The following is a 21,709-nucleotide window of genomic DNA, read 5'->3' as shown; positions in this document are numbered from 1 at the left end:
GCCTACTTCACGTTCTTCATTTCGAGGCCCATGCCCTGCAGGTAGGCAACGAGAGCGTCAAGTTCGCTCTTGCCTTCGAGCTGCTTTCTGGCCCCGGCAATTTCGTCGTCGGTATAGGGAACACCGACCTTGCGCAGAGCGTGCATCTTGCTCTCGATGCTGTTCGCATCGGCCGCCGCCTTCTCGAGGAAAGCAAAGGCAGGCATGTTGGACTCGGGAACCACGTCACGCGGATTGATCAAGTGCGCGCGATGCCATTCATCCGAGTAACGCCCGCCGACTCGATGCAGGTCCGGGCCGGTCCGCTTGGAACCCCACTGGAACGGATGATCATAGACGAACTCACCCGCAACCGAATAATGCCCATAGCGTTCGGTTTCCGCGCGGAAGGGGCGAATCATCTGTGAGTGGCAAAGGAAGCAGCCTTCACGGATATAGACATCACGCCCGGTCAGACGAACCGGATCGTAGGGCTTGAGCCCGGTCACCGGCTCGGTGGTGGACTTCTGGAAAAAGAGCGGCACGATCTCGACCAGACCACCGACGCTGACCACCAGCAGGGTCAGCAGTACCATCAGCCCGACATTGCGTTCAATTGCATCTTGCGTAAGTTTCATTTCTTTCCCCTGTCAGGCGTGATGAGCGGCGGGCAGCAGGACGCGTGCGTCGTCGACGGTCCGGCCACCGGCAATCGTCTTGACCATGTTGTAGGCCATGATCAGCATGCCGCAGAGGAAAAGAACGCCCCCGAGGAAACGGATCGCCCAGAACGGGTACGAAGCCTTGACCGATTCGACGAAGCTGTAGGTCAGCGTGCCATCGAGGTTGACCGCCCGCCACATCAGGCCCTGCATCACACCGGCAATCCACATCGAGGCGATGTAGAGCACCACGCCGATCGTCGCCACCCAGAAATGTACCGTGATCAGCTTGACACTGAACATCTCGGACTTGCCGAACAGGCGCGGCAACAGGTAATAGATGGAACCGATCGAAACCATCGCCACCCAGCCCAGAGCACCCGAATGCACGTGTCCGACCGTCCAGTCGGTGTAGTGCGACAGCGCATTGACCGTCTTGATGGCCATCATCGGGCCTTCAAAGGTGGACATACCGTAGAACGACAGCGAGGTGATCAGGAACTTGAGGATCGGATCATCACGCAGCTTGTGCCAGGCACCCGAAAGAGTCATCACGCCGTTGATCATGCCACCCCACGAGGGCGCCAGCAGGATCAGCGAGAACAGCATGCCCACCGACTGGGTCCAGTCCGGCAGCGCGGTGTAATGCAGGTGGTGCGGACCGGCCCACATGTAGGTGAAGATCAGCGCCCAGAAGTGAACCACTGACAGGCGGTACGAGTACACCGGCCGTTCGGCCTGCTTCGGCACGAAGTAGTACATCATGCCCAGGAAGCCGGCGGTGAGGAAAAAGCCGACCGCGTTGTGGCCGTACCACCATTGCACCATGGCGTCCTGTACGCCGGCGTAAGCCGAGTAGGACTTGGTCAGCGAGACCGGGATGGCAGCACTATTGACCAGATGCAGCAGCGCCACGGCGAGGATGAAACCGCCATAAAACCAGTTGGCGACATAGATGTGCGTCACCTTGCGCTTGGCGATGGTGCCGAAAAAGACCACAGCATACGCCACCCAGACCAGCGTGATGAGGATGTCGATCGGCCACTCAAGCTCGGCGTATTCCTTGCCCTGAGTAAACCCCAGGGGCAGGGTAAGGGCGGCCAGGACGATCACCAATTGCCAGCCCCAGAAGGTGAAGGCAGCCAGGCCATCGGAGAAGATTCGCGTATGGCAGGTGCGCTGCACCACGTAATACGAGGTGGCGAACAATGCGCTGCCGCCGAAGGCGAAGATCACGGCGTTGGTGTGCAATGGACGCAGGCGGCCGAAATGCAGCCAACCGACATTGAGCTCCGGCCAGACCAGCTGGGCGGCTATGATGACGCCGACCAGCATTCCGACAATTCCCCAGACGACCGTCATCACGGCAAACTGCCGCACCACCTTGTAATTGTATGTTGACTGAGTTTCCGACATGGACTCACCTCGTTCTTGACCAAAAAAACCGGTTTTCACCGCCCTGAATGCCCTTATTCTGAGCACTAACTTTCAACATGTTATTTTAACCGCTGGAGGTCAAATTTGACACAGATCAAGCTCCGCGCGGTTAGCACAGGCGAATCCCTATGGCGAAAAAAAGGGTGCGTCGAAACGCACCCAAACCCCAACAGAGAAATGGCCTGACACCCGTCAGGCGCCAAATACCAAAGGATTGACGCCATCGACCGGGCAATTGTCCCAGCACGCAGGAGAATCGTCTTGACCTGCGTCAAGAGTTGCGCAGATTCGGCCCACCCGCCCGGGCTCGGCTTTGTCACGAGTCTGATCCGGGTTCGGCCGGCGCGGCGGCATCCTTGGTTGCCGTTGGCGGCGACGAGCGGTCGTCGTCCATCAGGATACGGTAGGCCGGCCCTTCGAGATCGTCGAACTGGCCGCTGCGCAGCGACCACCAGAAGGCGATGCCGATCAGGAAGACCAGCACGACGGAGATTGGAATCAGCAGGTACAGGGTTTCCATGATCGCTCAGCGCTCGGCAAGCTTCTGCAACCGCAAGGAATTCGCGACCACCAGAAAGGAACTGCCCGACATGCCGATGCCGGCCATCCACGGGGTGATGAAACCGCTCATCGCCAGAGGCAGGACGACCAGATTATAGGCGAAGGACCACCACAGGTTCTGCCGGATCACGCGTAGTGAACTGCGCGCGACGAGAATGCCGCGCCGCAGGTGATCGAGGTTTTCCGAGAGCAGCACCAGATCGGCCTGCGTGCGCGCCAACTGCGAACCCCCGCCCATGGCCACCGACACCTGCGCCTGCGCCAGCACCGGCGCATCATTGACGCCGTCGCCAACCATCGCCACCACGGCCCCGCCGGCCTGCAGTCGACGCACGTAGTCGTGCTTGGCCTGCGGTGAAGCGTTCGCCTCCACCTCGTCAATCCCCAACGCCAACGCCACTCGGCGAGCAGCCGGTGCGGCGTCGCCGGTCAGCAGCGCCACCTGCCGCCCCGCCGCCCGCAAGGCGGACACCAGCGCTGCCGCCTCCGGTCGCGGATCGTCGCCCAGGCGAAAGAGCGCGATCCAGCCAGCCTCGTCGCCGAGCCCGATCACCGTATCGCCGCTGCCGGACAGGGACCGAGCGCGTTCCGGCAGCGGCTTGCCATGCAGGGCAACAACGTGGTCGGGACGGCCAAGGCGCACCTTGCGGCCCGCCTGGACGGCGCTGACGCCACAGCCTGGCTCGTTGACCAGGGAATCGACCAGCGGCAGAACCTGACCCGCCGCTGCCTGCCGCAAGGCAGCGCCAATCGGATGTTCCGACGCCTGCTCGAGCGCCGCCGCCAAAGCCAGACTAGCGTCCCGGTCCAGCCTGCCGAGCGGCAGCACTTCAAGCAGTTTCATCTCGCCGGTGGTCAGTGTGCCGGTCTTGTCGAAAACGAAATGGCTGGCCCGCGCCAGGGTCTCGACCGCATGGCTGCGGGTCACCAGCAGACCGGCTCTGGCCATCGCCCCGCTGGCCACGGTCAGCGCCACCGGCGTCGCCAGCGACAAGGCACAGGGGCAGGTCACGACCAGCACCGAAACCGTGATCCACAGCACCTGCCGGGGATCGATGAACCACCAGGCGACGGCCACCGCCGCGGCGAGGAACAACAGCGTGATGATGAAATGACTGGCGATGCGGTCGGCCAGCTCAACGATTCGCGGCTTCTCGGTCGCCGCCCGTTCCATCAGCCGGACGATCGCCGACAGCCGGGTGCCGTTGCCCACCTGCGTCACCTCGATCAGCAACGGACTCTCGATATTGACCGCACCGCCAGTCACGGCCACTCCCGGACGCTTGCCAACCGGCGCACTCTCGCCGGTGAGCAGGGCCTCATTGGCGCTGCTCACCCCTTCAATGACCTGACCATCGGCCGGAATCGTCTCGCCAGGCCGTACCAGGACCACCTCGCCGGGCCGCAGGTCGGCCGCCAGCACCTGCTCGCCGTCGCGGTTCGCCGGGTAGGCGGCAAGGCGGGTCGCCACCACCGGCATCAGCCTGGCCAGCGCCTCGGTGACACTGACCGCTCGCTGACGAGCCGTCATTTCCAGGAAGCGCCCGCTCAAGAGGAAAAAGACGAACATCGTCACCGAGTCGAAATAGACCTCGCCGCTGGCCGTCAACGTCGCCCAGACACTGGCCACAAAAGCGGCGCCGATGCCCAGCGCCACCGGCACATCCATTCCCGCTCGGCGCAGCCGGAGATCGCGCCAGGCGTTGCGGAAAAATGGCGCCGCCGAATAGAAGACCACGGGCGCCGTCAGCGCCAGGCTCGCCCAGCGCATCAATTGTTCGACTGCCGGCGTCATCTCGCCGTCACCGGCCAGATACACCGGTACCGCGTACATCATCACCTGCATCATGCCGAAACCGGCAACAAACACCCGCCAAAGCGCGCTGCGGCGCTCGTGGCGTGCCAGTTGCTCGCTCTTCGCCGCGTCGTAGGGGTAGGCGCGGTAGCCAATCGCCGCAATCGCCGCCAGGATCCCGGACAGCCGGACTCGCCGCTCGTCCCAGCGGACCCGGGCACGCCGCGTCGCGTAATTGATGTCGACTGCGGTCACCCCGGCGAGGCGCGAAAGATGCTGCTCGTTCAGCCAGATGCAGGCCGAACAGGTGATTCCCTCGAGGATCAGCGACGCCTCGCGCTCGCTGCGATCGGGATCGTCACCGAGCAGCCGCACGAAGCTCTTCTGGAAGTCTGCGTGATCATAGAGCTGGAGGTCTTCGACGATCGCCGGCATCGCCTCGCGCGGGGCATTGGGCAGGGCATCGCGATTGCGGTAGTAGTCGGACAGCCCGTGGTCGACAATCGCCTGCGCAACCGCCTGACAGCCACCGCAGCACATGGCGCGTGCTTGGCCATCGATGGAGGTCGCCAGGTCGACCCCGGTCGGGATGGGCTGACCACAGTGGTAGCAATTGCCGATGTTCATTCCTGCCGCAGATGGGAAAAGAGGCCAGCGCCGGCCGGCGGCGCACGAAACTGGTTATAATCGCACGTTTTGTCCGTCCCCACTCGCGCCCGATGATCGTCTATCGCGGTTTCTCGCCGACAGCGCACAGTGCCACCGTCCTCACCATAGGCAACTTCGATGGCGTACATCTCGGTCATCGCGCGCTGCTCGCTCGTCTGAAGGCGGCAGCGGCGAATGCCGGCCTGCCCGCGGCGGTGCTCACCTTCGAGCCCCATCCGCGCGAATTCTTCGCCCCGGAATCGGCACCGCCGCGCCTGTCCACGCTGCGTGAAAAACTCGAGCTGCTCGCCGACGACGGCGTCGACCTCGCGCACGTCTGCCGCTTCAATGCGGGCTTCGCCGCCCTGAGCGCCGAAGAGTTCATCGAGCGGATACTGGTCGGCGCGCTGCGCGTACGGCAACTGATCGTCGGCGATGATTTCCGCTTCGGTGCCGGGCGGGCCGGCGACTTCGCGCTGCTGCGCGAGGCCGGCGCCGGTCTCGGCTTCCAGGTCGAAGCCATGGCGAGCGTCACCGTGGATGGCGAACGCGCCTCCAGCTCGGCGGTTCGCGACGCCCTCCAGGCCGGCCGACTGGAACACGCGGCGCGTCTGCTCGGCCGCCCCTACTCGATCGATGGCCGCGTCGTGCACGGCGACAAGATCGGCCGCCAGCTTGGCTTCCACACGGCGAACATCCGCATCAAGCACGAGCGACCACCGCTGCAGGGCGTCTTTGCAGTCGAAGTCAGGGGCTTGCCGGGCGGCCCGCACCGGGGCGCCGCCAACCTCGGCTACCGCCCCACCGCCCATCAGGTCGTACGAGCGCTGCTTGAAGTGCATCTGCTTGATTTCTCCGCCGACATCTACGGCGCCCATCTCAACGTCCGCTTCCTGCACAAGTTGCGCGACGAAATGAAATTCCCGGACTTCAACGCCCTGAAGGCGCAGATCGCCAGCGACGTTGCCGCCGTGAAAGCGTACTTCCAGTTGTGAGAACCGCCATGGCCGACTACAAGAAAACCCTCAATCTCACCGACACGCCGTTTCCGATGCGCGGCGACCTTGCCCGGCGCGAACCCGAGTGGGTCGCCGCCTGGCAACAGGGCAGGCTTTACGAGCGGATCCGCGAGGCCTCGCGGGGCCGCCCCCGCTTCGTTCTGCACGACGGACCGCCGTACGCCAATGGTGACATCCACATCGGCCATGCAGTCAACAAGATCCTCAAGGACATCATCGTCCGCGCCAGAACGCTGGCCGGATTCGATGCGCCCTACGTTCCGGGCTGGGACTGCCACGGCCTGCCGATCGAGCATCAGATCGAAAAACTGCACGGCAAGCACGTCGCGGCTGACCGCGTGCGCGAGTTGTGCCGCGCCTTCGCCGGCGAACAGATCGAGCGCCAGAAGAAGGACTTCATCCGGCTGGGCATTCTCGGCGCCTGGGACCAACCCTACCTGACAATGGACTTCAAGACCGAGGCCGACGAAATCCGGACGCTCGGCACCATCCTCGAGAAGGGCTACCTCTACCAGGGGCTCAAACCGGTCAACTGGTGTCTCGACTGCGGTTCGGCGCTGGCCGAAGCCGAGGTCGAGTACGAAGACAAGACTTCGTCGGCAATCGACGTCGCTTTCGAGGTGCATCCCAATCACGCCGACAAGCTGGCCAGGGCCTTCGGCCTCAGCCACCTGCGGGGCCCGGCCTTCGCCGTCATCTGGACGACGACGCCATGGACCCTGCCGGCGAACGAGGCGGTCTGCGCCCACCCGGATTTCGACTACGACCTGATCGACACACCAAGAGGCGCCCTGATCCTCGTCCGCGAACTGGCCGCAGCCTGCCTGCAGCGTTACGCGCTGGCCGGCACGGTGATCGGTTCCGCCAGGGGCGCCGCGCTCGAACAGGTGCTGCTAAAACACCCCTTCCAGCCGCGAGACGTGGCGATCATCTGCGGCCGGCACGTCACCCTGGAAGCCGGCACCGGCCTGGTGCACACCGCCCCGGCGCACGGCACCGACGACTACCTGATCGGCAAGGTCTACGGCCTGCCGGTCAACAACCCGGTCGGCGACGACGGCCGTTTTGTTGCCGGCACGCCAGCGCTCGGAGTTGGCGAACTTGCCGGAAAATCGGTCTGGGAGGCCAACCCGCTGGTGCTGCAGGAACTCGCCGCCAATGGTCACCTGCTCAAGGCGGAGAAGATTCAGCACAGCTACCCGCACTGCTGGCGCCACAAGACGCCGATCATTTTTCGCGCCACGACGCAATGGTTCATCGGTATGGACCACCGTCCACCGCCGCCCGCGTCTTCAGCGGCGCAGCCCGACGAAGAAGAGCCGACCCTGCGCTGGTGCGCCGAACGCGCCGTCGACGAAACCCGCTTCTTCCCGAGCTGGGGTCGGGCGCGCCTCGAAGCGATGATGCGTACGCGCCCGGACTGGTGCGTCTCGCGGCAGCGCAACTGGGGTGTACCCCTGCCCTTCTTCCTGCATCGCGAAACCGGCGCGCCGCATCCGCGCACCGCCGAGCTCGTCGAAGCCGTCGCCCAACGGGTCGAGCAGGCCGGCATCGAAGCCTGGTTCGCGCTCGACGCGCGCGAACTGCTCGGTGCCGAGGCCGACCAGTACCGCAAGATGAGCGATACGCTCGACGTCTGGTTCGACTCCGGCTCTACGCACGCGAGCGTGCTGCGCGGCTCGCACCGCAGCGAACTGGCGTATCCGGCCGATCTCTACCTCGAAGGCTCCGATCAGCATCGCGGCTGGTTCCAGAGTTCGCTGCTGATCGGCTGCGCCATGGACGGCCGCGCGCCGTACAAGGCGCTGCTGACGCACGGCTTCGTCGTCGACGGCAAGGGCCTGAAGATGTCGAAATCGAAAGGCAACGTGATCGCGCCGCAGAAGATTGCCGACACGCTCGGCGCCGAAATCCTCCGCCTGTGGGTCGCCGCCACCGACTACTCGGGCGAACTGTCGATCTCCGACGAGATTCTCAAGCGGGTCGTCGAGGCCTACCGCCGCATCCGCAACACGCTGCGCTTCCTGCTCGCCAACACGTCGGACTTCGACCCTGGCCGCGACCTGCCGGAAGTCCAGCAATGGCTGGAAATCGACCGCTACGCGCTGGCCATGACCCGGCAACTGCAGGCGCAGTGCGAAGCCGACTACGAGCGCTTCGAGTTCCACCGCGTCGTCCAGTCGCTGCAGACCTTCTGCTCCGAGGATCTCGGCGGCTTCTACCTCGACATCCTCAAGGACCGGCTGTACACCGCGGCCGCCAGCTCGCCAGCTCGCCGTTCGGCGCAGGCCGCGTTGTGGCACATCCTGCAGTGCCTGACCAAGCTGATGGCGCCGGTTCTCTGCTTCACGGCCGAAGAAATCTGGCAGTTGCAGACCGGCGACGGCGAGCAGTCGGTGATGCTGCAGACCTGGCAGCCGCTGCCGGCGCCGGCAGCGGAAGACGAACTGCTCGAAAAATGGCGCAAGATCCGCAGCTATCGGGCGGAAGTCATGCGCGCCCTCGAAGAACTGCGCATCGCGGGCCGCATCGGCTCGTCGTTGCAGGCCGCAGTGAGTCTGCACTGCGACGGCGAAAAGTACGAACTGCTCGCCTCGCTCGGCGACGACCTGCGTTTTGTCCTCATCTGCTCGCAGACGAACGTCATTCGCAACGCCAGCGACGAGTTGCGGTGCAGCCCGTTGCCGCACGCCAAATGCGAGCGCTGCTGGCACGTGCGCGCCGACGTCGGCGCCAACCCCGATCACCCCGGCCTCTGCGGCCGCTGTATCGACAACCTGCATGGCGAGGGCGAAACCCGTGCCTTCGCGTAACATCGACCGCTGGCTGTGGCTGGCGGGCATCATCGTCGTCTGTGACCAGGTGAGCAAGTGGCTGGTCCTCGCCTGGCTGCAGCCGGGTGATTCGATCTACGTCGCGCCCTTCTTCAACTGGGTGCTGACATTCAACCCGGGCGCGGCCTTCAGCTTCCTCTCCGATGCGGGTGGCTGGCAGCGCTGGTTCTTCACCGTCCTGGCGCTCGCCATCTCGGCCTGGATCGTCAGCATCCTGCCGCGCCACAGCGGCGAATTCCGGCTCTCGCTGGCGCTGACGCTGATCCTCGGCGGCGCCCTCGGCAATGTCATCGACCGCCTGCGCTTCGGCGCCGTGGTCGACTTCATTCAATGGCACGTCGCCGGTTTCTACTGGCCCGCCTTCAACATCGCCGACTCGGCGATCAGCGTCGGCGCCGTGCTGATGGTCTGGGATCAGCTCGCCAGCAAGCCCGCCGCGCCCGATTCCGCCCGCAGCCGTCCCGGGGAGCAACCTTGAAGGATCCGCGTGCGGCCACCGCCGGGCATTTCGAACGGTACCTCGAGCGAGCAGATCGATGAACCCCATCCCACCCAGCGACTCGTACCCGCCGCTCAGCCCGGTCACCGTCGGACCCGACAGCTATCTGACGCTGCATTACCGCCTCGCCGACCTCGACGGCACCGAGTACGTCAGTACCTTCGACCTGTCGCCGGCGACTCTGCAGATGGGGAGCGGCCAGCTCGCCGAAACGCTCGAAAGCTGCCTGCTCGGACTACCCACCGGCGAGCGCCACGTCTTCCAGCTCGACGAAGTGGACGCCTTCGGCAGCCACAACCCGCGCCTCGTCGAACGTATCGCGCGCAGCGCGCTGCCGCCGGAGGTTGAACTCCGGGTCAATTCGCTGATCGAATTCAGCTCACCCGACGGCGCCTCCAGCTTCGCCGGCTTCCTGCGCGAGCTGAGCGACAGCAGCGCCCTGTTCGATTTCAACCATCCGCTCGCCGGCAAGGCGATCCGCTTCGAAGTCGAAGTCATCGCCATCATGTGAGGCCCCGCATGCAGGTCACTCTCGCCAATCCCCGCGGCTTCTGCGCCGGTGTCGAGCGCGCCATCGCCATCGTCGAGCGCGCAATTGAAAAGTTCGGCGCGCCGATCTACGTTCGCCATGAAGTGGTGCATAACCGCTTCGTTTGCGATGACCTGCGCGCCAAGGGCGCCATCTTCGTCGACCACCTGGCCGAGGTCCCCGCCGGCAGCATCGTCATCTTCAGCGCCCATGGCGTCTCCCGGGCCGTGATCGGCGAGGCCAAGGCGCGTGGCCTCAAGGTCTTCGACGCCACCTGTCCGCTGGTCACCAAGGTGCATGTCGAAGTCGGCCGGATGCGCCGGGAGGGCCGCGAGATTGTCATGATCGGCCACAAGGGACATCCCGAGGTCGAGGGCACCATGGGGCAGAGCGCCGACGGCATGTATCTCGTCGAGACCGTCGCCGACGCCCGCCGGCTTGAAGTCGCGAACCCGGCTCGCCTGGCCTACGTCACCCAGACCACCTTGTCGATGGACGACGCTGCACAGGTGATCGCCGCCCTCCAGGAGCGCTTCCCCGAGATCATCGGCCCGAAGAAGGACGACATCTGCTACGCGACGCAGAACCGCCAGGATGCGGTCAAGCAGCTGGCCAGGACCAGCGAGGTCGTGATCGTCGTCGGCAGCCGCTCGAGCTCCAACTCGAATCGCCTGCGTGAAGTCGCCGAGCTGATCGGCAGCCACGCCTATCTGGTCGACCAGGCCGAGCAGATCGACCCCGCCTGGCTCGCCGGCGCCAGCCGCGTCGGCGTCACCGCCGGCGCCTCGGCACCCGAAATCCTGGTCCAGGAAGTCGTCGATCAACTGGCGGCTGGCGACCGGAGCAAGGTGGACCAGGTCGATGGCGCCGAGGAAAACGTGACCTTTGCGCTGCCGCGGGAGCTGCAGGGCTGAGGGTTGGATCGAACGGCAACGGTCGGCCGTTGGCCTTGCCGGACCGCGCGCAGGGCACACCGCCCCTGCATCACCGCGGGTCCTGACGTCGCCCGGCGGCTCGATCCCTGACTGGCTGCGCCGCAGCATCACCGCAAATCTCGCCCCGCGCGCAAGGCTCTCCCTCGCCCGACTTCTTGCCCGTTGCATCGCGCCCGCGGCTCGGTGCAGAGAGCAAACGCAGGTCGGATTGTCCCTACCCGGCGCTCGAGATGCGTCGGCGCTGTCGACTTTTTTTACACAGCGCGGGAGTGGGTTCCGGACTTCAAGACGGTTTTGCTTTTAAGTCAGCCGCTTAATAAATCTGGCACGCAATCTGCTTATAGTCGACTGCGGACGATTGAAGAGTTCGTTGAAGTCAATAGGCCCCAAACAAAAAACACTGTTTCACTTTTCTCTTGAGGAGATTTTCCCATGTGAGCCTCTTGCAAAACTCACCCGGACAAATTGCTGCGCCGCACCATTCGCTCTCGGGGAGCGATTTTTTTCGCGAGGGAGGTCTCCTTGGCTGAGCGGCTAACCGTATGGCATGGTTTGCCTCATGCGGGGCGAGCGCCCTCCTGCATTCCGCGAATGCACAGCGGCCGGAGAGGGAACGCTGGCGGTCATCGTCGTAATCGCATCAACTGGTCAGCGGACAGCGCCAGGATGCCGAACATCAGGTGAGCCATCACTTTGGTGTCGCCTTTGACCCGGATGGTCTGACCGCCGAATTCATCCTTCAGCCGGGCGTTGCTCCGCTCGGCGGCGGTCCGTTCGTTGTAGCGGATCGCTTCAGCCGGGGAGAATTCGATCTTCTCTCCGCGGCGCGGATTGTGATCGATCAGGGGGACGTGGCCCAGGCTCTGGCTGTGCTCGCGCAAGTCGGCGCTGCAATAGGCCGCATCCATGAGGTCGTAAAGGTTGGTGACGCGATCGGCGCTGATCAGCGACAGCGGAATGGCGGCCAAGCTGTCGTGCATCGAGGCGCTGGAGAGCAGCGCCGCAATGGGGACGCCGCAGTCGGCGGTGTCGAGATGCAGCTTGTAGCCGCGCCAACTGTTCTTGTAGCCTTGGGCATTGCACTTCGTGCCGCGATCACACGCGGTGGGAATCTCTTCGAGCATTTGAGCCAACGTTTGCTCGCGCTGGCGCTTGATCGGGGCGGCCTTCGCAGCCGGACGTGCTTCGCCGCGCCGCGGGCGGCCTCTCTTGCGTGCCGGTGCGGGCGTTTCAGGCACGCTCGTCTCGGCAGGGCGCTCTTCCTTCGGCAACAGGGCGGCCTGTGCCGTGGCGGCCGCTTCCGATGCGGGCGTTTCCTTCCGGGACGGACGTTCGCGGGCTTCGATGGCCGTGCCGTCACGATTGAGATGCCCGATCAGCTGATCTCCCAGATGTTCCTTGATCAGGGCTTCATGCACGCGCTGGCTCAGGCCCCCTTCGGCAAACTCGTCGAAGGCGCGCGAGAAGGTCGCCTCGGAAGGCAGCGTCTTGTGTAGCGGGAAACCACAGATGCGGCGCAGCGCACGGTCGATCATCAGGCGTTCAATCAGCCCCACGGTCGTCGTCAGGCCCAACACGGCCTTGGCCACAAAGGCGTTCGCCAGCCACGCCCGTTCAAACGGCGGACGCCCTACGCCACACCACGAAACCGCCGTGAATTCCTCGATACGTACCCATTCCAGCGTGTGGATGACCTTCTCCAGCTTCGGCGTCAGCGGACCCACTTGCGCCTTCAACTCGGGCAGTAACTCGTGCTGAACCACGTGCCACCGTTGCATGATCAGCTGGGGTTGGGTAGTATTCATTTGGCGGGCGTTATGATATTGGTCTCGATAACCATATCATGCCAGAAGTGGCCGCCCGCGTCCTCCGCTTTCGCCTCCAGCCGCGAAAAAATCAGCCCTGCAGGGTGAGTTTTGCAAGAGGCTCATGTTCAATAAAAAACTGGCCGCCCTCGCTGTCGGCCTCATCGGTTCCATCGCCGCAGCTCAGGTTCATGCTGTCCCGACCACCGCCCTTTACCTGACCATGGACGGTTCGGGGAGCATCAGTGCCGGCGACTTTACCACTCAGGTCAACGCCTACGTCAGCGCGCTGAACAATATCTTCGCCGCGACCCCGTCCCTCTATGGCCAGGTTGCGATTGGCGGCGGCATCTTCGGCCTCAATTTTGTCGAGTACTTCCAGACGCAGGCGATCAGCAATGCGGGCGTTCTGGCGAATCTGACCACGGCTATCAGTGGCCTCAATCCTGGTCGCGGCGGCGTCAACACCGGCGCGACGGCGATCGGCGATGCGGTCACCGCTTCCGCAAACGCTCTGGTCGCCTATGAGAACAGCCTGCAGTCCGACCTCAAGCTGCTGATCGACGTCACCACCGACGGCCAGAACAACGCCGGCTCGAACCCCAATACCGTCGCCAACACCCTCACGCCCATCCCCATCGACTCGGTCAATTGCCTTGGCATCGGCGCCGCTGCCAGCTGCGCCTGGGTTGCCGGTGCCGGGACCGACTTCGGCAGCGCCTTGAACTTTGGAGAGTTCCAGGCAGCCCTCCAGAAGAAGCTCGAGCAGGAATTCGACGTCCCCGAGCCGGGCACGCTGGCGATGCTCGGTCTCGGCCTCCTCGGCATGGTGGCTTCGCGCCGCAAACAGTAGGAGCACATCGGCCGTTCCATCAAGCCCCGCCGCGGCGGGGCTTTTTCAGGGCTACCGAGGCGCACGATCTTGCTTACGCGGGAGTAGTGGAGACCAAAGAAGTCACCAATTTCCTTCATCGTATAGCCGCCGCTGGCGTAGGCAGCGCTGATGGCGCTGTCCCGATCTACGTGTTGCTGTGCGAAGGCCGCGAGCGGCTGGGGTACAGGAGGCCGCATCCTGGCCTGTGGTACCTCGCGCAGATCACGGCCATCAGGAACCTGACGCCGCAGCGCATCGACGAAAACGTCGGATCCCAGGAACATCTGGTGCTTCAACTGCGCCCACGGCGCTGCCCGGCCGATGCCATCGGCAACGAAACGGACATAAGCTCCAACAGCTTCCGCTGCGGTCTCGCCAAATACAGACAGAACCCATCGCGCTTCCAGCCAGTCCGGCGCACATTCGTCGCCAACTGTCGCGCGATAACTGCTCCAGGGCCATTCTCCCGGAGTCCGCACCATTCCCGCTCGGACCGGGTTGAGCACCACGTAGCGCACCAATTCCAGCAAATAGGCTTCTTTCTCGACCAGGATGGCTTTGTATCGTCCTTGGAAGACGTGCCCGACCCGGTGATGGGTCCTGTTGAAGTCCTGTGTGTAAACACCGTTGAGCTGCCGCATTCCTTTGGAGAGATTGCCTTCCGGAGTCTCTACCAGCAAGTGATAATGATTGCTCATCAAGCAATAGGCATGAATCGTCCAGTTGAAGCGCTCCGCAACGCGGCCAAGGACTGCCAGGAAAAGGCGCCGGTCTGCATCCGAAAGATAGATGTCCTCTCGCCCGTCACCTCGAGCGGTCACGTGGTAGGTTGCGCCAGCAAACTCAAGACGAAGGGGCCTTGCCATGTTGGCGATTCTAACCTAGACCGGGAAAAAGAAAAGACCTGACCCCACTCCTGCACTCCTGCTGCCCCCACCCGTGCACGTGACCCCACCCACGCCACCCGGCACCCGCACTTGCTTGCAAAAGCCGATGACAGCACATATGCTACCAGTGTGATCTCGCTTGTAATTGACACCAATGTTCTTGTTGCGGGTCTACGTTCCGCAGGCGGCGCATCGCGCAAAGTGCTGCGTCATGCTTTGATGGGACGATTTCAGCCACTTTTCGGCAATGCACTGTGGTTGGAGTATATGGATTTGCTTGGGCGCCACGTGTGGGGGGACTCCACTACATCTGCCGAGCGTTTGCAGGTGCTGGCGGCGCTGGCCCGGCAGGGGCGTTGGGTTACGGTGTATTACGGCTGGCGGCCCAATTTGCCGGACGAAGCCGACAATCACTTGATCGAACTGGCGCTGGCAGGAAGTGCGACCGCAATTGTTACGCACAATGTGAAAGACCTGCGGCAAGGTGAGTTGCAACTTGGCAAATTGCGCATACTTACACCCGCACAATGTCTGGAGGAATGGGGATGAGTACTTTAACGATCCGGTTGCCCGACGATACTGCGGCGCGGCTCAAGGCGTTGGCACGCAGTCGCGGCCTCAGCACAAACAAACTGGTGGAACAGTTGAGCGCTCATGCACTGGCAGCTTGGGACACCGAAAATCATTTCCGCGCACTTGCATTGACCGGCGATGTGAGTCGGGCACTGGCGATTCTGGATCGTCTGGATGCTGAAGAGGCAGGCCCGACACGTTGATCCCCACCGGGCCCCTGGGGCCCGGTCTTGCCTTCTGCCTTCTGCCTTCTGCCTTCTGCCTTCTGCCTGACACGGTCGCCGAGGCGCACGAGCTTGCTCACTCGGCAGTGGTGCGGCAACTAAGCAGTCACCAGTTCCGGCAGCTCCAGCCAGGGCCCGCCGCACCCCCCACCCGTCCAGAGGGCATTCGTCATGACACCGCCTATGCGCGGTTGCTGCCGGCCACCATCCGGAACTCGTAAAGACGGCACTCCAGCGCGCCGTTGAACAAGGGGGTTTTCCTGCTCGGGGTCAGGCGAACGAGTTTCGGCAGGCGTGTGTCGGCGCTGATCAGGTAGCAGTTCCAGCCAGCAAAGTGGCGTTTCAGGGCGCTGCCGAGCAAGGGGTAAAACTCGGCGAGTTCGTCATGGTCGGAGACGCGCTCACCGTAGGGCGGGTTGCTCACCAGGATGCCGCGCGCGGCGGGGGCATCGATGTCGAGCAGGTCACCGGTGCTCAGTCTGACGGCGGGCAGGAGTCCGGCACGGTCGAGGTTGGCGAGCGTCGCGCGAACTGCAACGGGGGAGATATCGCTGCCGAAAATTCCCGCCTCTGCAGCCGCTACTTCGCCTGCACGCGCTGCATCGAGCAACCTCTTCCAGGCGGCGGGATCGAAATGACGCAGCCGCTGAAACGCGAACTCACGTCTGGCGCCCGGCGCCACGCGCAGCGCCATCTGAGCCGCCTCGATCAGGAAGGTGCCGCTGCCGCACATCGGGTCGAGCAGCGCAACGCCTGGCTGCCAGCCACTCAGGCGCAGTATGCCGGCGGCCAGATTTTCCTTCAGCGGCGCGTCGACGGTCTTCTGGCGAAACCCTCGCTGGTAGAGCGGGGCGCCCGAGGTGTCAAGGTAAAGCGTGCAGTGGTCGCCATTGATGAAACCGTGCACCCGGACATCCGGCTGGCGCGTATCGACGCTTGGGCGAGTCCCCCCGTCACGGCGGAAGCGATCACAGACGGCGTCCTTGATGCGCAGGGTGACGAAGTCGACGCTCTTCAGCGGGCTCTTCACGGCCGTCACGTCAACCCGGATGGTCTGCCCGGCCAGGAACCACTTTGGCCAGGGCGTGTCCAGCGCCAGGCGGTAGATGTCCTCCTCGTTGCCATAGGGCGCATGCGCCACCCGCCAGAGGATTCGCGTTGCAATCCGCGAGTGGAGGTTGGCACGGTAGCACGCCGGCCAGTCGGCAAGAAAATGCACGCCGCCGAAGATCTGCTTGAGGTCGCGCGCACCGGCCCCTACGAGGTCTTCAGCCAGCAGTTGCTCGAGGCCGCGCGGGCAGCTAGCGAAAAACGTTTCCACGATCGATCTCCCGGCAGGTGGATTAGAACGGCTTGAGAACGGCAAGGTAGGTCACCACCAGCAGCACCAGCACCGGCATTTCGTTGAACCAGCGGTACCAGACGTGACTGTGTGCGTTGCGCCCGGCCTGGAAGTCGCGCAACAGGCGACCGCAGTGGCCGTGATAGGCCACCAGCAGCACCACCAGTGCCGTCTTGGCGTGTAGCCAGCCTCCACCGAAGCCGAAGCCGAACCACAGCCACAGCCCCAGGGCGACCGCCAGAATGCCGATCGGCGTCATGAAACGATAGAGCTTGCCAGCCATCAGCAGCAGGCGGTCACGCTCGGCGACGCTGTCCGAGGGAACCATTGCCAGGTTGACGAAGATACGCGGCAGGTAGAAAAGACCGGCAAACCAGCTGACCACCATCCACAAATGCAGCACCTTGACTATGAGCACCCGTTTTTCCTTTCTGTGAGCGCAGCGGCGATGCCATCATCGACCTCGGAGTAGCGCAGCCTGACGCGCAGTTCCTTCTTGACCCGCTGGTTGAGCAGCCGGCGGGATTCGCTCATGAACGACAACTGCAGCGACGACAGTTGCTCTTCGGCTTCGCGGCGCGACAACCGCGGCACCCTGGGCAGGCCGAAGCGATCGGCAACGAGATCGAAATAGTCGGCCATTCTGATCTGCGAATCGTCGCTCGCATTGTACGTGCGGTTGCTGCGTCCGTGGCGCAGGGCGGCACAGGTCATCATCGCCAGATCGTCGGCATGTATATGGTTGCTATAGACGTCGTCCGCCGCGCGTAGCGCCGGGGTTCCCTTGCGCAAGCGGTCGAGCGGCAGGCGGTCGGCGGCATAGATGCCGGGCACGCGCAGGATGCTGACAACGACGCCACGACGGCCAAAGGCACGTAGCTGGCGCTCCGCATCAAGCCGCCGACAGGCTCGTGCAGTCGCCGGCCGCGGGGGGCGCGTTTCGTCAATCAGCGCCCCCGCGCAATCGCCATAGACGCCGGTAGTGCTTATATACACGATGCGCTGTGGTAGACTCCGGCCGCTGGCCAGCGCGGCAAGCAACCATCGGGTCCGGGTATCGCGGTGATGGCCAGTGACCGAACTGCTGTCGGCGGCCGAGGGCGGTGCCAGGTGAACGATGATGTCAGCCAGACCGACAATGCGCTGCAGGCTGTCTGGCCGATCGAGGTCGGCAAGCACGGGGCGGGCGCCGTTGTCGCGCCAGAAGGCACACTGTTGCGGGTCGCGAACCAGAGCGAAGATGCGGTAACGGCCAAGCAGACGGGGCAGGATGCGGCGAGCGATATCACCGCAGCCGACGATCAGTAGTTTTTGCACTGCGCAATTTTACCGGATTGGGACATCGGCGGAGAGTCCATGGGTTTTCAGGTCATTGTTCAGCCTGGCCGGCACAGTTTTCACGCCGAGCCTGATGAGACGATTCTCGAAGCCGCGCTGCGCCAGGGGCTGAGTCTTCCCTATGGCTGCCGGGACGGCGTTTGTGGCGCTTGCCGGGGCCAGGTGCTGGCCGGACAGATTGCTCACGGCAAGGCACAATTCGATGTCCTCGGCGAAGCCGACCGCGAGGCCGGCTTCGCCCTCTTCTGCTGTGCGATGGCCAGAAGCGACCTGTGCATCGAGGGCAGGGAGGTTCGATCGCTGGCGGATATTCCGATCAGGACCTTGCCGGCGCGGGTGCACAAGCTGACGCGGGCAGCGCCGGACGTGATGATCGTCGAGCTCAAGCTGGCCGCCAATCAACGTCTGCAGTTTCTCGCCGGCCAGTATGTCGACATTCTGCTCAAGGACGGCAAGCGGCGCGCCTTCTCGCTGGCCAACGCCCCGCATGACGACGCCTGTCTCGAGCTGCATGTGCGCCACGTGCCCGGCGGACAGTTTACCGACCATCTCTTCAGCACCATGAAGGAACGCGACCTCCTGCGCCTGCGCGGGCCGCACGGCAGCTTCTTCCTGCGCGAGGACTCGTCAAAGCCGATGCTGCTGATCGCCGGTGGAACCGGCTTTGCACCGATCAAGGCGATCGTCGAACATGCGATTGCGCAAGGCAACGAACGACCCATGCATATCTACTGGGGTGGGCGCTGTTGCGCCGATCTCTACCTTCTCCGGCTTGCCGAACAGTGGCCCGTGCAGCATGCCCACATTCGTTTCACCCCGGTCCTCTCCGAGTCGCCCGCAGACGAACACTGGGCAGGACGAACCGGCCTCGTGCACCTGGCTGCGATGGCTGACCACCCTGACCTTTCCGGCCACCAGGCCTACGTCTGCGGCTCACCGGCGATGGTCGCCGCGACCAGGCAGGATTTCCTCAAGCACTGTCAGTTGCCGGCAGACGAATTCTTTGCCGACTCCTTCGACTACGCTGCCGACACCCTGAATGCGATCGAAGCCAGCCAACAATCGAACACAAAGGTTGCTCCGCATGAATGAAGTCTTCATGTCCCGCCAGCCACTGGTCAATCGCCAGAGCCGGATCATCGCCACCCGACTGACGCTCCACCTGGGAAACCAGGGGGAAATGCGGGATGCAGTCAGCGCTCTCGACGGGCTGACAGACGTCTGGCCACCGGGTGAAAAGCCTGTGTTCATCAGTTGTGGCCCGGCCAGCTGTGATGCCAGCCTGCTCGACTGGTCGGCACCCCAGAACGCTACCATAGAATTGGCGGCAGCCAACCTGATCAGCGAGCAGGGCTCCGACCTGATCGCGGCGCTGCAGACCTGGCAACCGACGCTCTGCCTGCACTTTGATCCCCAGGCGACGCAGGCGATGACAACCGGGGTGCAGTGCCGTTTCATCGGCTTCGACGCCCGGCGATTCAACCTGGCGCAACTCAAGTTACTCGCCGCCCGGACCCGCTCACTGGGCATCGGCATCGCCTTCAATGTCGAGACAGCGGCAGACTTCCGCGCCTGCATGGAGGCGGGGATGACTGCCGCCTCCGGTTGGTTTTTCACCTCACCGACCAGCGCACCGGCAAAGGCGCTCAATCCTGGACAGGCCAATATAGTTCGAGTGCTCAACCTGGTCCGCAGTAACGCCGAAATCCGCGAAATCGAGGCTGCTCTCAAGCAGGATATCGCGATTTCCTACAAGCTGCTGCGCTACATCAACACGGCCGGTTTCGGCCTGTCCTGTGAGATCCAGTCGTTTCGGCACGCCGTCAACATGCTCGGCTACGACAAGCTCAACCGCTGGCTGTCACTGTTGCTGGGGACGGCGAGCAAGGACCCGATGGCGCCCGCATTGATGCATACGGCGCTGTTCAGGGCCCGCCTGATGGAATTGCTGGCCAGCGGCCTGGTCGACAAGTCGGAGTACGACAACCTGTTCATCACCGGCGCCTTCTCCTTGCTCGACGCGCTGCTCGGCGTCGGCATCGAACAGGTCCTCGATGCGATGCGCTTGCCTGAGCCAATCTCTGACGCCCTGCTCGGCAACGGCGGCCGCTATCAGGCTTTCCTGGAACTGGCGCTGGCCAGCGAGAAAAACGATGGCCAGATGATCGCCGAGCAGGCGGCCATGCTTGGCCTGACGGCTACCCAGTTCAACCGCGCCCAGATGCAGGCGCTTTCCTTCGCCGACGCGATGGAGTTCTAGCGCGGGCGGCTATTCGCCGAGATACGCTGCCCGCACCTTGGGGTCGGCCAGCAGCTTGTTTGATTCGTCGGTGACCGTGATCTCGCCGCTCTCCATGACGTAGCCACGCTGACTGACCTCCAGCGCCAGCTTGGCATTCTGTTCGACGAGCAGGATGGTCATGCCCTCACTGGCAACCGCACGAATCACCTCGAAGATTTTCTGCACCATGATCGGCGCCAGCCCCATCGACGGCTCGTCGAGCAGCAGCAGGCGCGGCTTGCTCATCAATGCGCGGCCGATCGCCAGCATCTGCTGCTCCCCGCCCGAGAGGGTTCCTGCAACTTGCTGCGCCCTCTCCTTGAGACGGGGAAAGAGCCCGAGAACATGCTCCAGGTCGCGCGCTATGGCGGCCTTGTCATTGCGCGCGTAGGCACCCATGTACAGATTTTCGAGGCTGGTCATGCGCGGGAAAACCCCCCTGCCCTCGGGCACCAGCGCGATCCCTTCTGCCACCAGGCCATGCGGCGGCAAGGCGAGAAGTTCCTTGCCGCGATAACGGACGCTGCCGCCAGCGGGATCGAGCAATCGAGAAAGGGCGCGCAAGGTGCTGCTCTTGCCGGCACCATTGGCACCGATCAGAGCGACCATTTCGCCTTCGTTGACATGGAAGGTGATGCCACGAACAGCCTGGATACCACCATAGGAAACCCGCAGTCCGCTAACCTCGAGCATGTTTCATCCGTTCCCTTCAGGCCACCGAACCGCCGAGGTAGGCCTCGATCACGCGCGGATCCCTCTGCACGACCGACGGTACGTCCTCGCAGATCTTCTCGCCGTAGTCGAGTACCGCGACCCTTCCGCACAAGCCCATCACCAGTTTGACGTCGTGCTCGATCAACAATATGGTCACCCCATCCCGACAGATGCCTTCAACGAGTAACCGCAAGGCCTCGGTTTCAGTGCCGTTCATGCCCGCGGCCGGCTCGTCGAGTGCGAGCAGCTTCGGTTCGGTGGCCAAGGCCCGGGCAATTTCCAGGCGCCGCTGATCGCCGTAGGAAAGGTGCCGGGCGTAGTCATGTGCCCGCTCCTGAATTCCCACATAGTGCAGCAACTCGTCTGCCCGGCGAGCGATCGCCGCCTCCTCGGCCCGCGTCGCCGAGTTGCGGGTAACCGCACCAAAGACGCCGGCATGCGTCCGCAAGTGGCGGCCGACCATGACATTCTCGATTGCCGTCATGTTGCCAAACAGGCGGATGTTCTGAAAGGTGCGGGCAATCCCGACTTCGGCCGCCTTGTGTGGCGCATCGGCCTCCAGCTTGACGCCGTCGAATACGAAATGACCACTCTCGTGCTTGTAAAGACCTGTCAGGCAATTGAAAAAGGTCGTCTTGCCGGCGCCATTCGGCCCGATCAGGCCATAGATCTCTCCCCGGCGAATGGTCAGGGAAACATCGTGCAGGGCCTTGACCCCGCCGAAATGCTTGGCGACCTCATGCGCTTCGAGAAGAACCGGCTGCTGGCTCATG

Annotated in this window: 20 protein-coding genes and 1 pseudogene; 10 read left to right on the top strand and 11 right to left on the bottom strand. The window is 63.7% G+C overall.

Features of this window, described 5'->3' with window-relative positions; genetic code table 11:
- Nucleotides 1–2: 2 nt before the first annotated feature.
- The 4 genes from ccoO to V5B44_RS19090 all read right to left on the bottom strand — a co-directional run bounded on the left by ccoO (nt 3) and on the right by V5B44_RS19090 (nt 5,061).
- A complete protein-coding gene (gene ccoO, locus V5B44_RS19105) occupies nt 3–617 on the bottom strand; it encodes a cytochrome-c oxidase, cbb3-type subunit II (protein ID WP_332360656.1) in 615 nt (204 codons plus the stop codon).
- A 12-nt stretch (nt 618–629) separates the two neighbouring features.
- Entirely contained in the window at nt 630–2,057 is a 1,428-nt protein-coding gene (ccoN, locus tag V5B44_RS19100) for a cytochrome-c oxidase, cbb3-type subunit I (RefSeq protein WP_332360654.1), read from the bottom strand.
- A 337-nt stretch (nt 2,058–2,394) separates the two neighbouring features.
- Nucleotides 2,395–2,598: a cbb3-type cytochrome oxidase assembly protein CcoS gene (gene ccoS / locus V5B44_RS19095; protein ID WP_332360652.1), complete on the bottom strand. Its 204-nt coding sequence runs from the start codon at nt 2,596–2,598 to the stop codon at nt 2,395–2,397.
- A gap of 6 nt (nt 2,599–2,604) precedes the next feature.
- Entirely contained in the window at nt 2,605–5,061 is a 2,457-nt protein-coding gene (locus V5B44_RS19090) for a heavy metal translocating P-type ATPase (protein ID WP_332360650.1), read from the bottom strand.
- A 92-nt stretch (nt 5,062–5,153) separates the two neighbouring features.
- Here V5B44_RS19090 and V5B44_RS19085 point away from each other — a divergent pair, with 92 nt between their 5' ends.
- From V5B44_RS19085 to ispH, 5 genes are read left to right on the top strand one after another with little or no spacing between them, the layout of a single operon-like run.
- Nucleotides 5,154–6,077, top strand: a complete 924-nt coding sequence (locus V5B44_RS19085; protein WP_332360782.1) for a bifunctional riboflavin kinase/FAD synthetase — start codon at nt 5,154–5,156, stop codon at nt 6,075–6,077.
- Between the two features lie 8 nt (nt 6,078–6,085).
- The gene (ileS, locus tag V5B44_RS19080; RefSeq protein ID WP_332360648.1) at nt 6,086–8,914 is read left to right on the top strand and encodes an isoleucine--tRNA ligase; all 2,829 of its coding nucleotides are present in this window, start codon (nt 6,086–6,088) and stop codon (nt 8,912–8,914) included.
- Nucleotides 8,883–9,413: a signal peptidase II gene (lspA, locus tag V5B44_RS19075; protein WP_332360646.1), complete on the top strand. Its 531-nt coding sequence runs from the start codon at nt 8,883–8,885 to the stop codon at nt 9,411–9,413. The genes ileS and lspA overlap by 32 nt, the downstream gene beginning before the upstream one ends.
- 58 nt (nt 9,414–9,471) lie before the next feature.
- On the top strand, nt 9,472–9,945 hold the full coding sequence (locus V5B44_RS19070) for an FKBP-type peptidyl-prolyl cis-trans isomerase (protein WP_332360644.1): 474 nt from the start codon (nt 9,472–9,474) through the stop codon (nt 9,943–9,945).
- A gap of 8 nt (nt 9,946–9,953) precedes the next feature.
- Nucleotides 9,954–10,877, top strand: coding sequence for a 4-hydroxy-3-methylbut-2-enyl diphosphate reductase (gene ispH, locus V5B44_RS19065; protein ID WP_332360642.1), 924 nt, complete (start codon nt 9,954–9,956; stop codon nt 10,875–10,877).
- Between the two features lie 644 nt (nt 10,878–11,521).
- Here the strand turns inward: ispH and V5B44_RS19060 are convergent.
- Entirely contained in the window at nt 11,522–12,703 is a 1,182-nt protein-coding gene (locus tag V5B44_RS19060; RefSeq protein ID WP_332357344.1) for a transposase, read from the bottom strand.
- A gap of 124 nt (nt 12,704–12,827) precedes the next feature.
- Here V5B44_RS19060 and V5B44_RS19055 point away from each other — a divergent pair, with 124 nt between their 5' ends.
- Nucleotides 12,828–13,556: a DUF1194 domain-containing protein gene (locus tag V5B44_RS19055; protein ID WP_332360640.1), complete on the top strand. Its 729-nt coding sequence runs from the start codon at nt 12,828–12,830 to the stop codon at nt 13,554–13,556.
- A 59-nt stretch (nt 13,557–13,615) separates the two neighbouring features.
- Here the strand turns inward: V5B44_RS19055 and V5B44_RS26785 are convergent.
- Nucleotides 13,616–14,443, bottom strand: a pseudogene (locus tag V5B44_RS26785) (REP-associated tyrosine transposase); the annotation flags it as partial.
- Nucleotides 14,444–14,554: 111 nt separating this feature from the next.
- On the opposite strand from V5B44_RS26785, the gene V5B44_RS19045 reads away from it, so the two are divergent.
- Nucleotides 14,555–15,013: a PIN domain-containing protein gene (locus V5B44_RS19045; protein WP_434735484.1), complete on the top strand. Its 459-nt coding sequence runs from the start codon at nt 14,555–14,557 to the stop codon at nt 15,011–15,013.
- On the top strand, nt 15,010–15,240 hold the full coding sequence (locus V5B44_RS19040; protein WP_332360638.1) for a ribbon-helix-helix protein, CopG family: 231 nt from the start codon (nt 15,010–15,012) through the stop codon (nt 15,238–15,240). The genes V5B44_RS19045 and V5B44_RS19040 overlap by 4 nt, the downstream gene beginning before the upstream one ends.
- A 202-nt stretch (nt 15,241–15,442) precedes the next feature.
- Here V5B44_RS19040 and V5B44_RS19035 read toward each other — a convergent pair whose 3' ends face one another.
- The 3 genes from V5B44_RS19035 to V5B44_RS19025 are packed head-to-tail and all read right to left on the bottom strand — an operon-like array spanning nt 15,443 to nt 17,920.
- Nucleotides 15,443–16,585, bottom strand: coding sequence for a THUMP domain-containing class I SAM-dependent RNA methyltransferase (locus tag V5B44_RS19035; RefSeq protein ID WP_332360780.1), 1,143 nt, complete (start codon nt 16,583–16,585; stop codon nt 15,443–15,445).
- A gap of 19 nt (nt 16,586–16,604) precedes the next feature.
- The gene (locus V5B44_RS19030; protein ID WP_434735491.1) at nt 16,605–16,991 is read right to left on the bottom strand and encodes a CopD family protein; all 387 of its coding nucleotides are present in this window, start codon (nt 16,989–16,991) and stop codon (nt 16,605–16,607) included.
- Nucleotides 16,992–17,011: 20 nt separating this feature from the next.
- Entirely contained in the window at nt 17,012–17,920 is a 909-nt protein-coding gene (locus V5B44_RS19025; RefSeq protein WP_332360634.1) for an SDR family oxidoreductase, read from the bottom strand.
- A gap of 39 nt (nt 17,921–17,959) precedes the next feature.
- Here V5B44_RS19025 and V5B44_RS19020 point away from each other — a divergent pair, with 39 nt between their 5' ends.
- Entirely contained in the window at nt 17,960–19,033 is a 1,074-nt protein-coding gene (locus V5B44_RS19020; protein ID WP_332360632.1) for a CDP-6-deoxy-delta-3,4-glucoseen reductase, read from the top strand.
- A complete protein-coding gene (locus V5B44_RS19015; protein WP_332360630.1) occupies nt 19,026–20,201 on the top strand; it encodes an EAL and HDOD domain-containing protein in 1,176 nt (391 codons plus the stop codon). The genes V5B44_RS19020 and V5B44_RS19015 overlap by 8 nt, the downstream gene beginning before the upstream one ends.
- 9 nt (nt 20,202–20,210) lie before the next feature.
- On the opposite strand, the gene V5B44_RS19010 is transcribed toward V5B44_RS19015, so the two are convergent.
- Both V5B44_RS19010 and V5B44_RS19005 read right to left on the bottom strand, forming a co-directional pair.
- A complete protein-coding gene (locus V5B44_RS19010) occupies nt 20,211–20,915 on the bottom strand; it encodes an ABC transporter ATP-binding protein (protein WP_332360629.1) in 705 nt (234 codons plus the stop codon).
- Between the two features lie 16 nt (nt 20,916–20,931).
- Entirely contained in the window at nt 20,932–21,708 is a 777-nt protein-coding gene (locus V5B44_RS19005; protein WP_332360627.1) for an ABC transporter ATP-binding protein, read from the bottom strand.
- Between the last annotated feature and the right edge of the window lies 1 nt (nt 21,709).

It is taken from the genome of Candidatus Accumulibacter necessarius, assembly GCF_036625085.1.
The sequence above is the reverse complement of the archived record's forward strand: the minus strand, read 5'-3'. Positions and strand labels throughout refer to the sequence as shown.

Excerpts from the sequence above, each read along its gene's own strand:
- ccoO (WP_332360656.1), bottom strand. The coding sequence starts at position 617 with ATGAAACTTACGCAAGATGCAATTGAACGCAATGTCGGGCTGATGGTA.
- ccoN (WP_332360654.1), bottom strand. The coding sequence starts at position 2,057 with ATGTCGGAAACTCAGTCAACATACAATTACAAGGTGGTGCGGCAGTTT.
- ccoS (WP_332360652.1), bottom strand. The coding sequence starts at position 2,598 with ATGGAAACCCTGTACCTGCTGATTCCAATCTCCGTCGTGCTGGTCTTC.
- V5B44_RS19090 (WP_332360650.1), bottom strand. The coding sequence starts at position 5,061 with ATGAACATCGGCAATTGCTACCACTGTGGTCAGCCCATCCCGACCGGG.
- V5B44_RS19085 (WP_332360782.1), top strand. The coding sequence starts at position 5,154 with ATGATCGTCTATCGCGGTTTCTCGCCGACAGCGCACAGTGCCACCGTC.
- ileS (WP_332360648.1), top strand. The coding sequence starts at position 6,086 with ATGGCCGACTACAAGAAAACCCTCAATCTCACCGACACGCCGTTTCCG.
- lspA (WP_332360646.1), top strand. The coding sequence starts at position 8,883 with ATGGCGAGGGCGAAACCCGTGCCTTCGCGTAACATCGACCGCTGGCTG.
- V5B44_RS19070 (WP_332360644.1), top strand. The coding sequence starts at position 9,472 with ATGAACCCCATCCCACCCAGCGACTCGTACCCGCCGCTCAGCCCGGTC.
- ispH (WP_332360642.1), top strand. The coding sequence starts at position 9,954 with ATGCAGGTCACTCTCGCCAATCCCCGCGGCTTCTGCGCCGGTGTCGAG.
- V5B44_RS19060 (WP_332357344.1), bottom strand. The coding sequence starts at position 12,703 with ATGAATACTACCCAACCCCAGCTGATCATGCAACGGTGGCACGTGGTT.
- V5B44_RS19055 (WP_332360640.1), top strand. The coding sequence starts at position 12,828 with ATGTTCAATAAAAAACTGGCCGCCCTCGCTGTCGGCCTCATCGGTTCC.
- V5B44_RS19040 (WP_332360638.1), top strand. The coding sequence starts at position 15,010 with ATGAGTACTTTAACGATCCGGTTGCCCGACGATACTGCGGCGCGGCTC.
- V5B44_RS19030 (WP_434735491.1), bottom strand. The coding sequence starts at position 16,991 with ATGGTGGTCAGCTGGTTTGCCGGTCTTTTCTACCTGCCGCGTATCTTC.
- V5B44_RS19020 (WP_332360632.1), top strand. The coding sequence starts at position 17,960 with ATGGGTTTTCAGGTCATTGTTCAGCCTGGCCGGCACAGTTTTCACGCC.
- V5B44_RS19015 (WP_332360630.1), top strand. The coding sequence starts at position 19,026 with ATGAATGAAGTCTTCATGTCCCGCCAGCCACTGGTCAATCGCCAGAGC.
- V5B44_RS19010 (WP_332360629.1), bottom strand. The coding sequence starts at position 20,915 with ATGCTCGAGGTTAGCGGACTGCGGGTTTCCTATGGTGGTATCCAGGCT.
- V5B44_RS19005 (WP_332360627.1), bottom strand. The coding sequence starts at position 21,708 with ATGAGCCAGCAGCCGGTTCTTCTCGAAGCGCATGAGGTCGCCAAGCAT.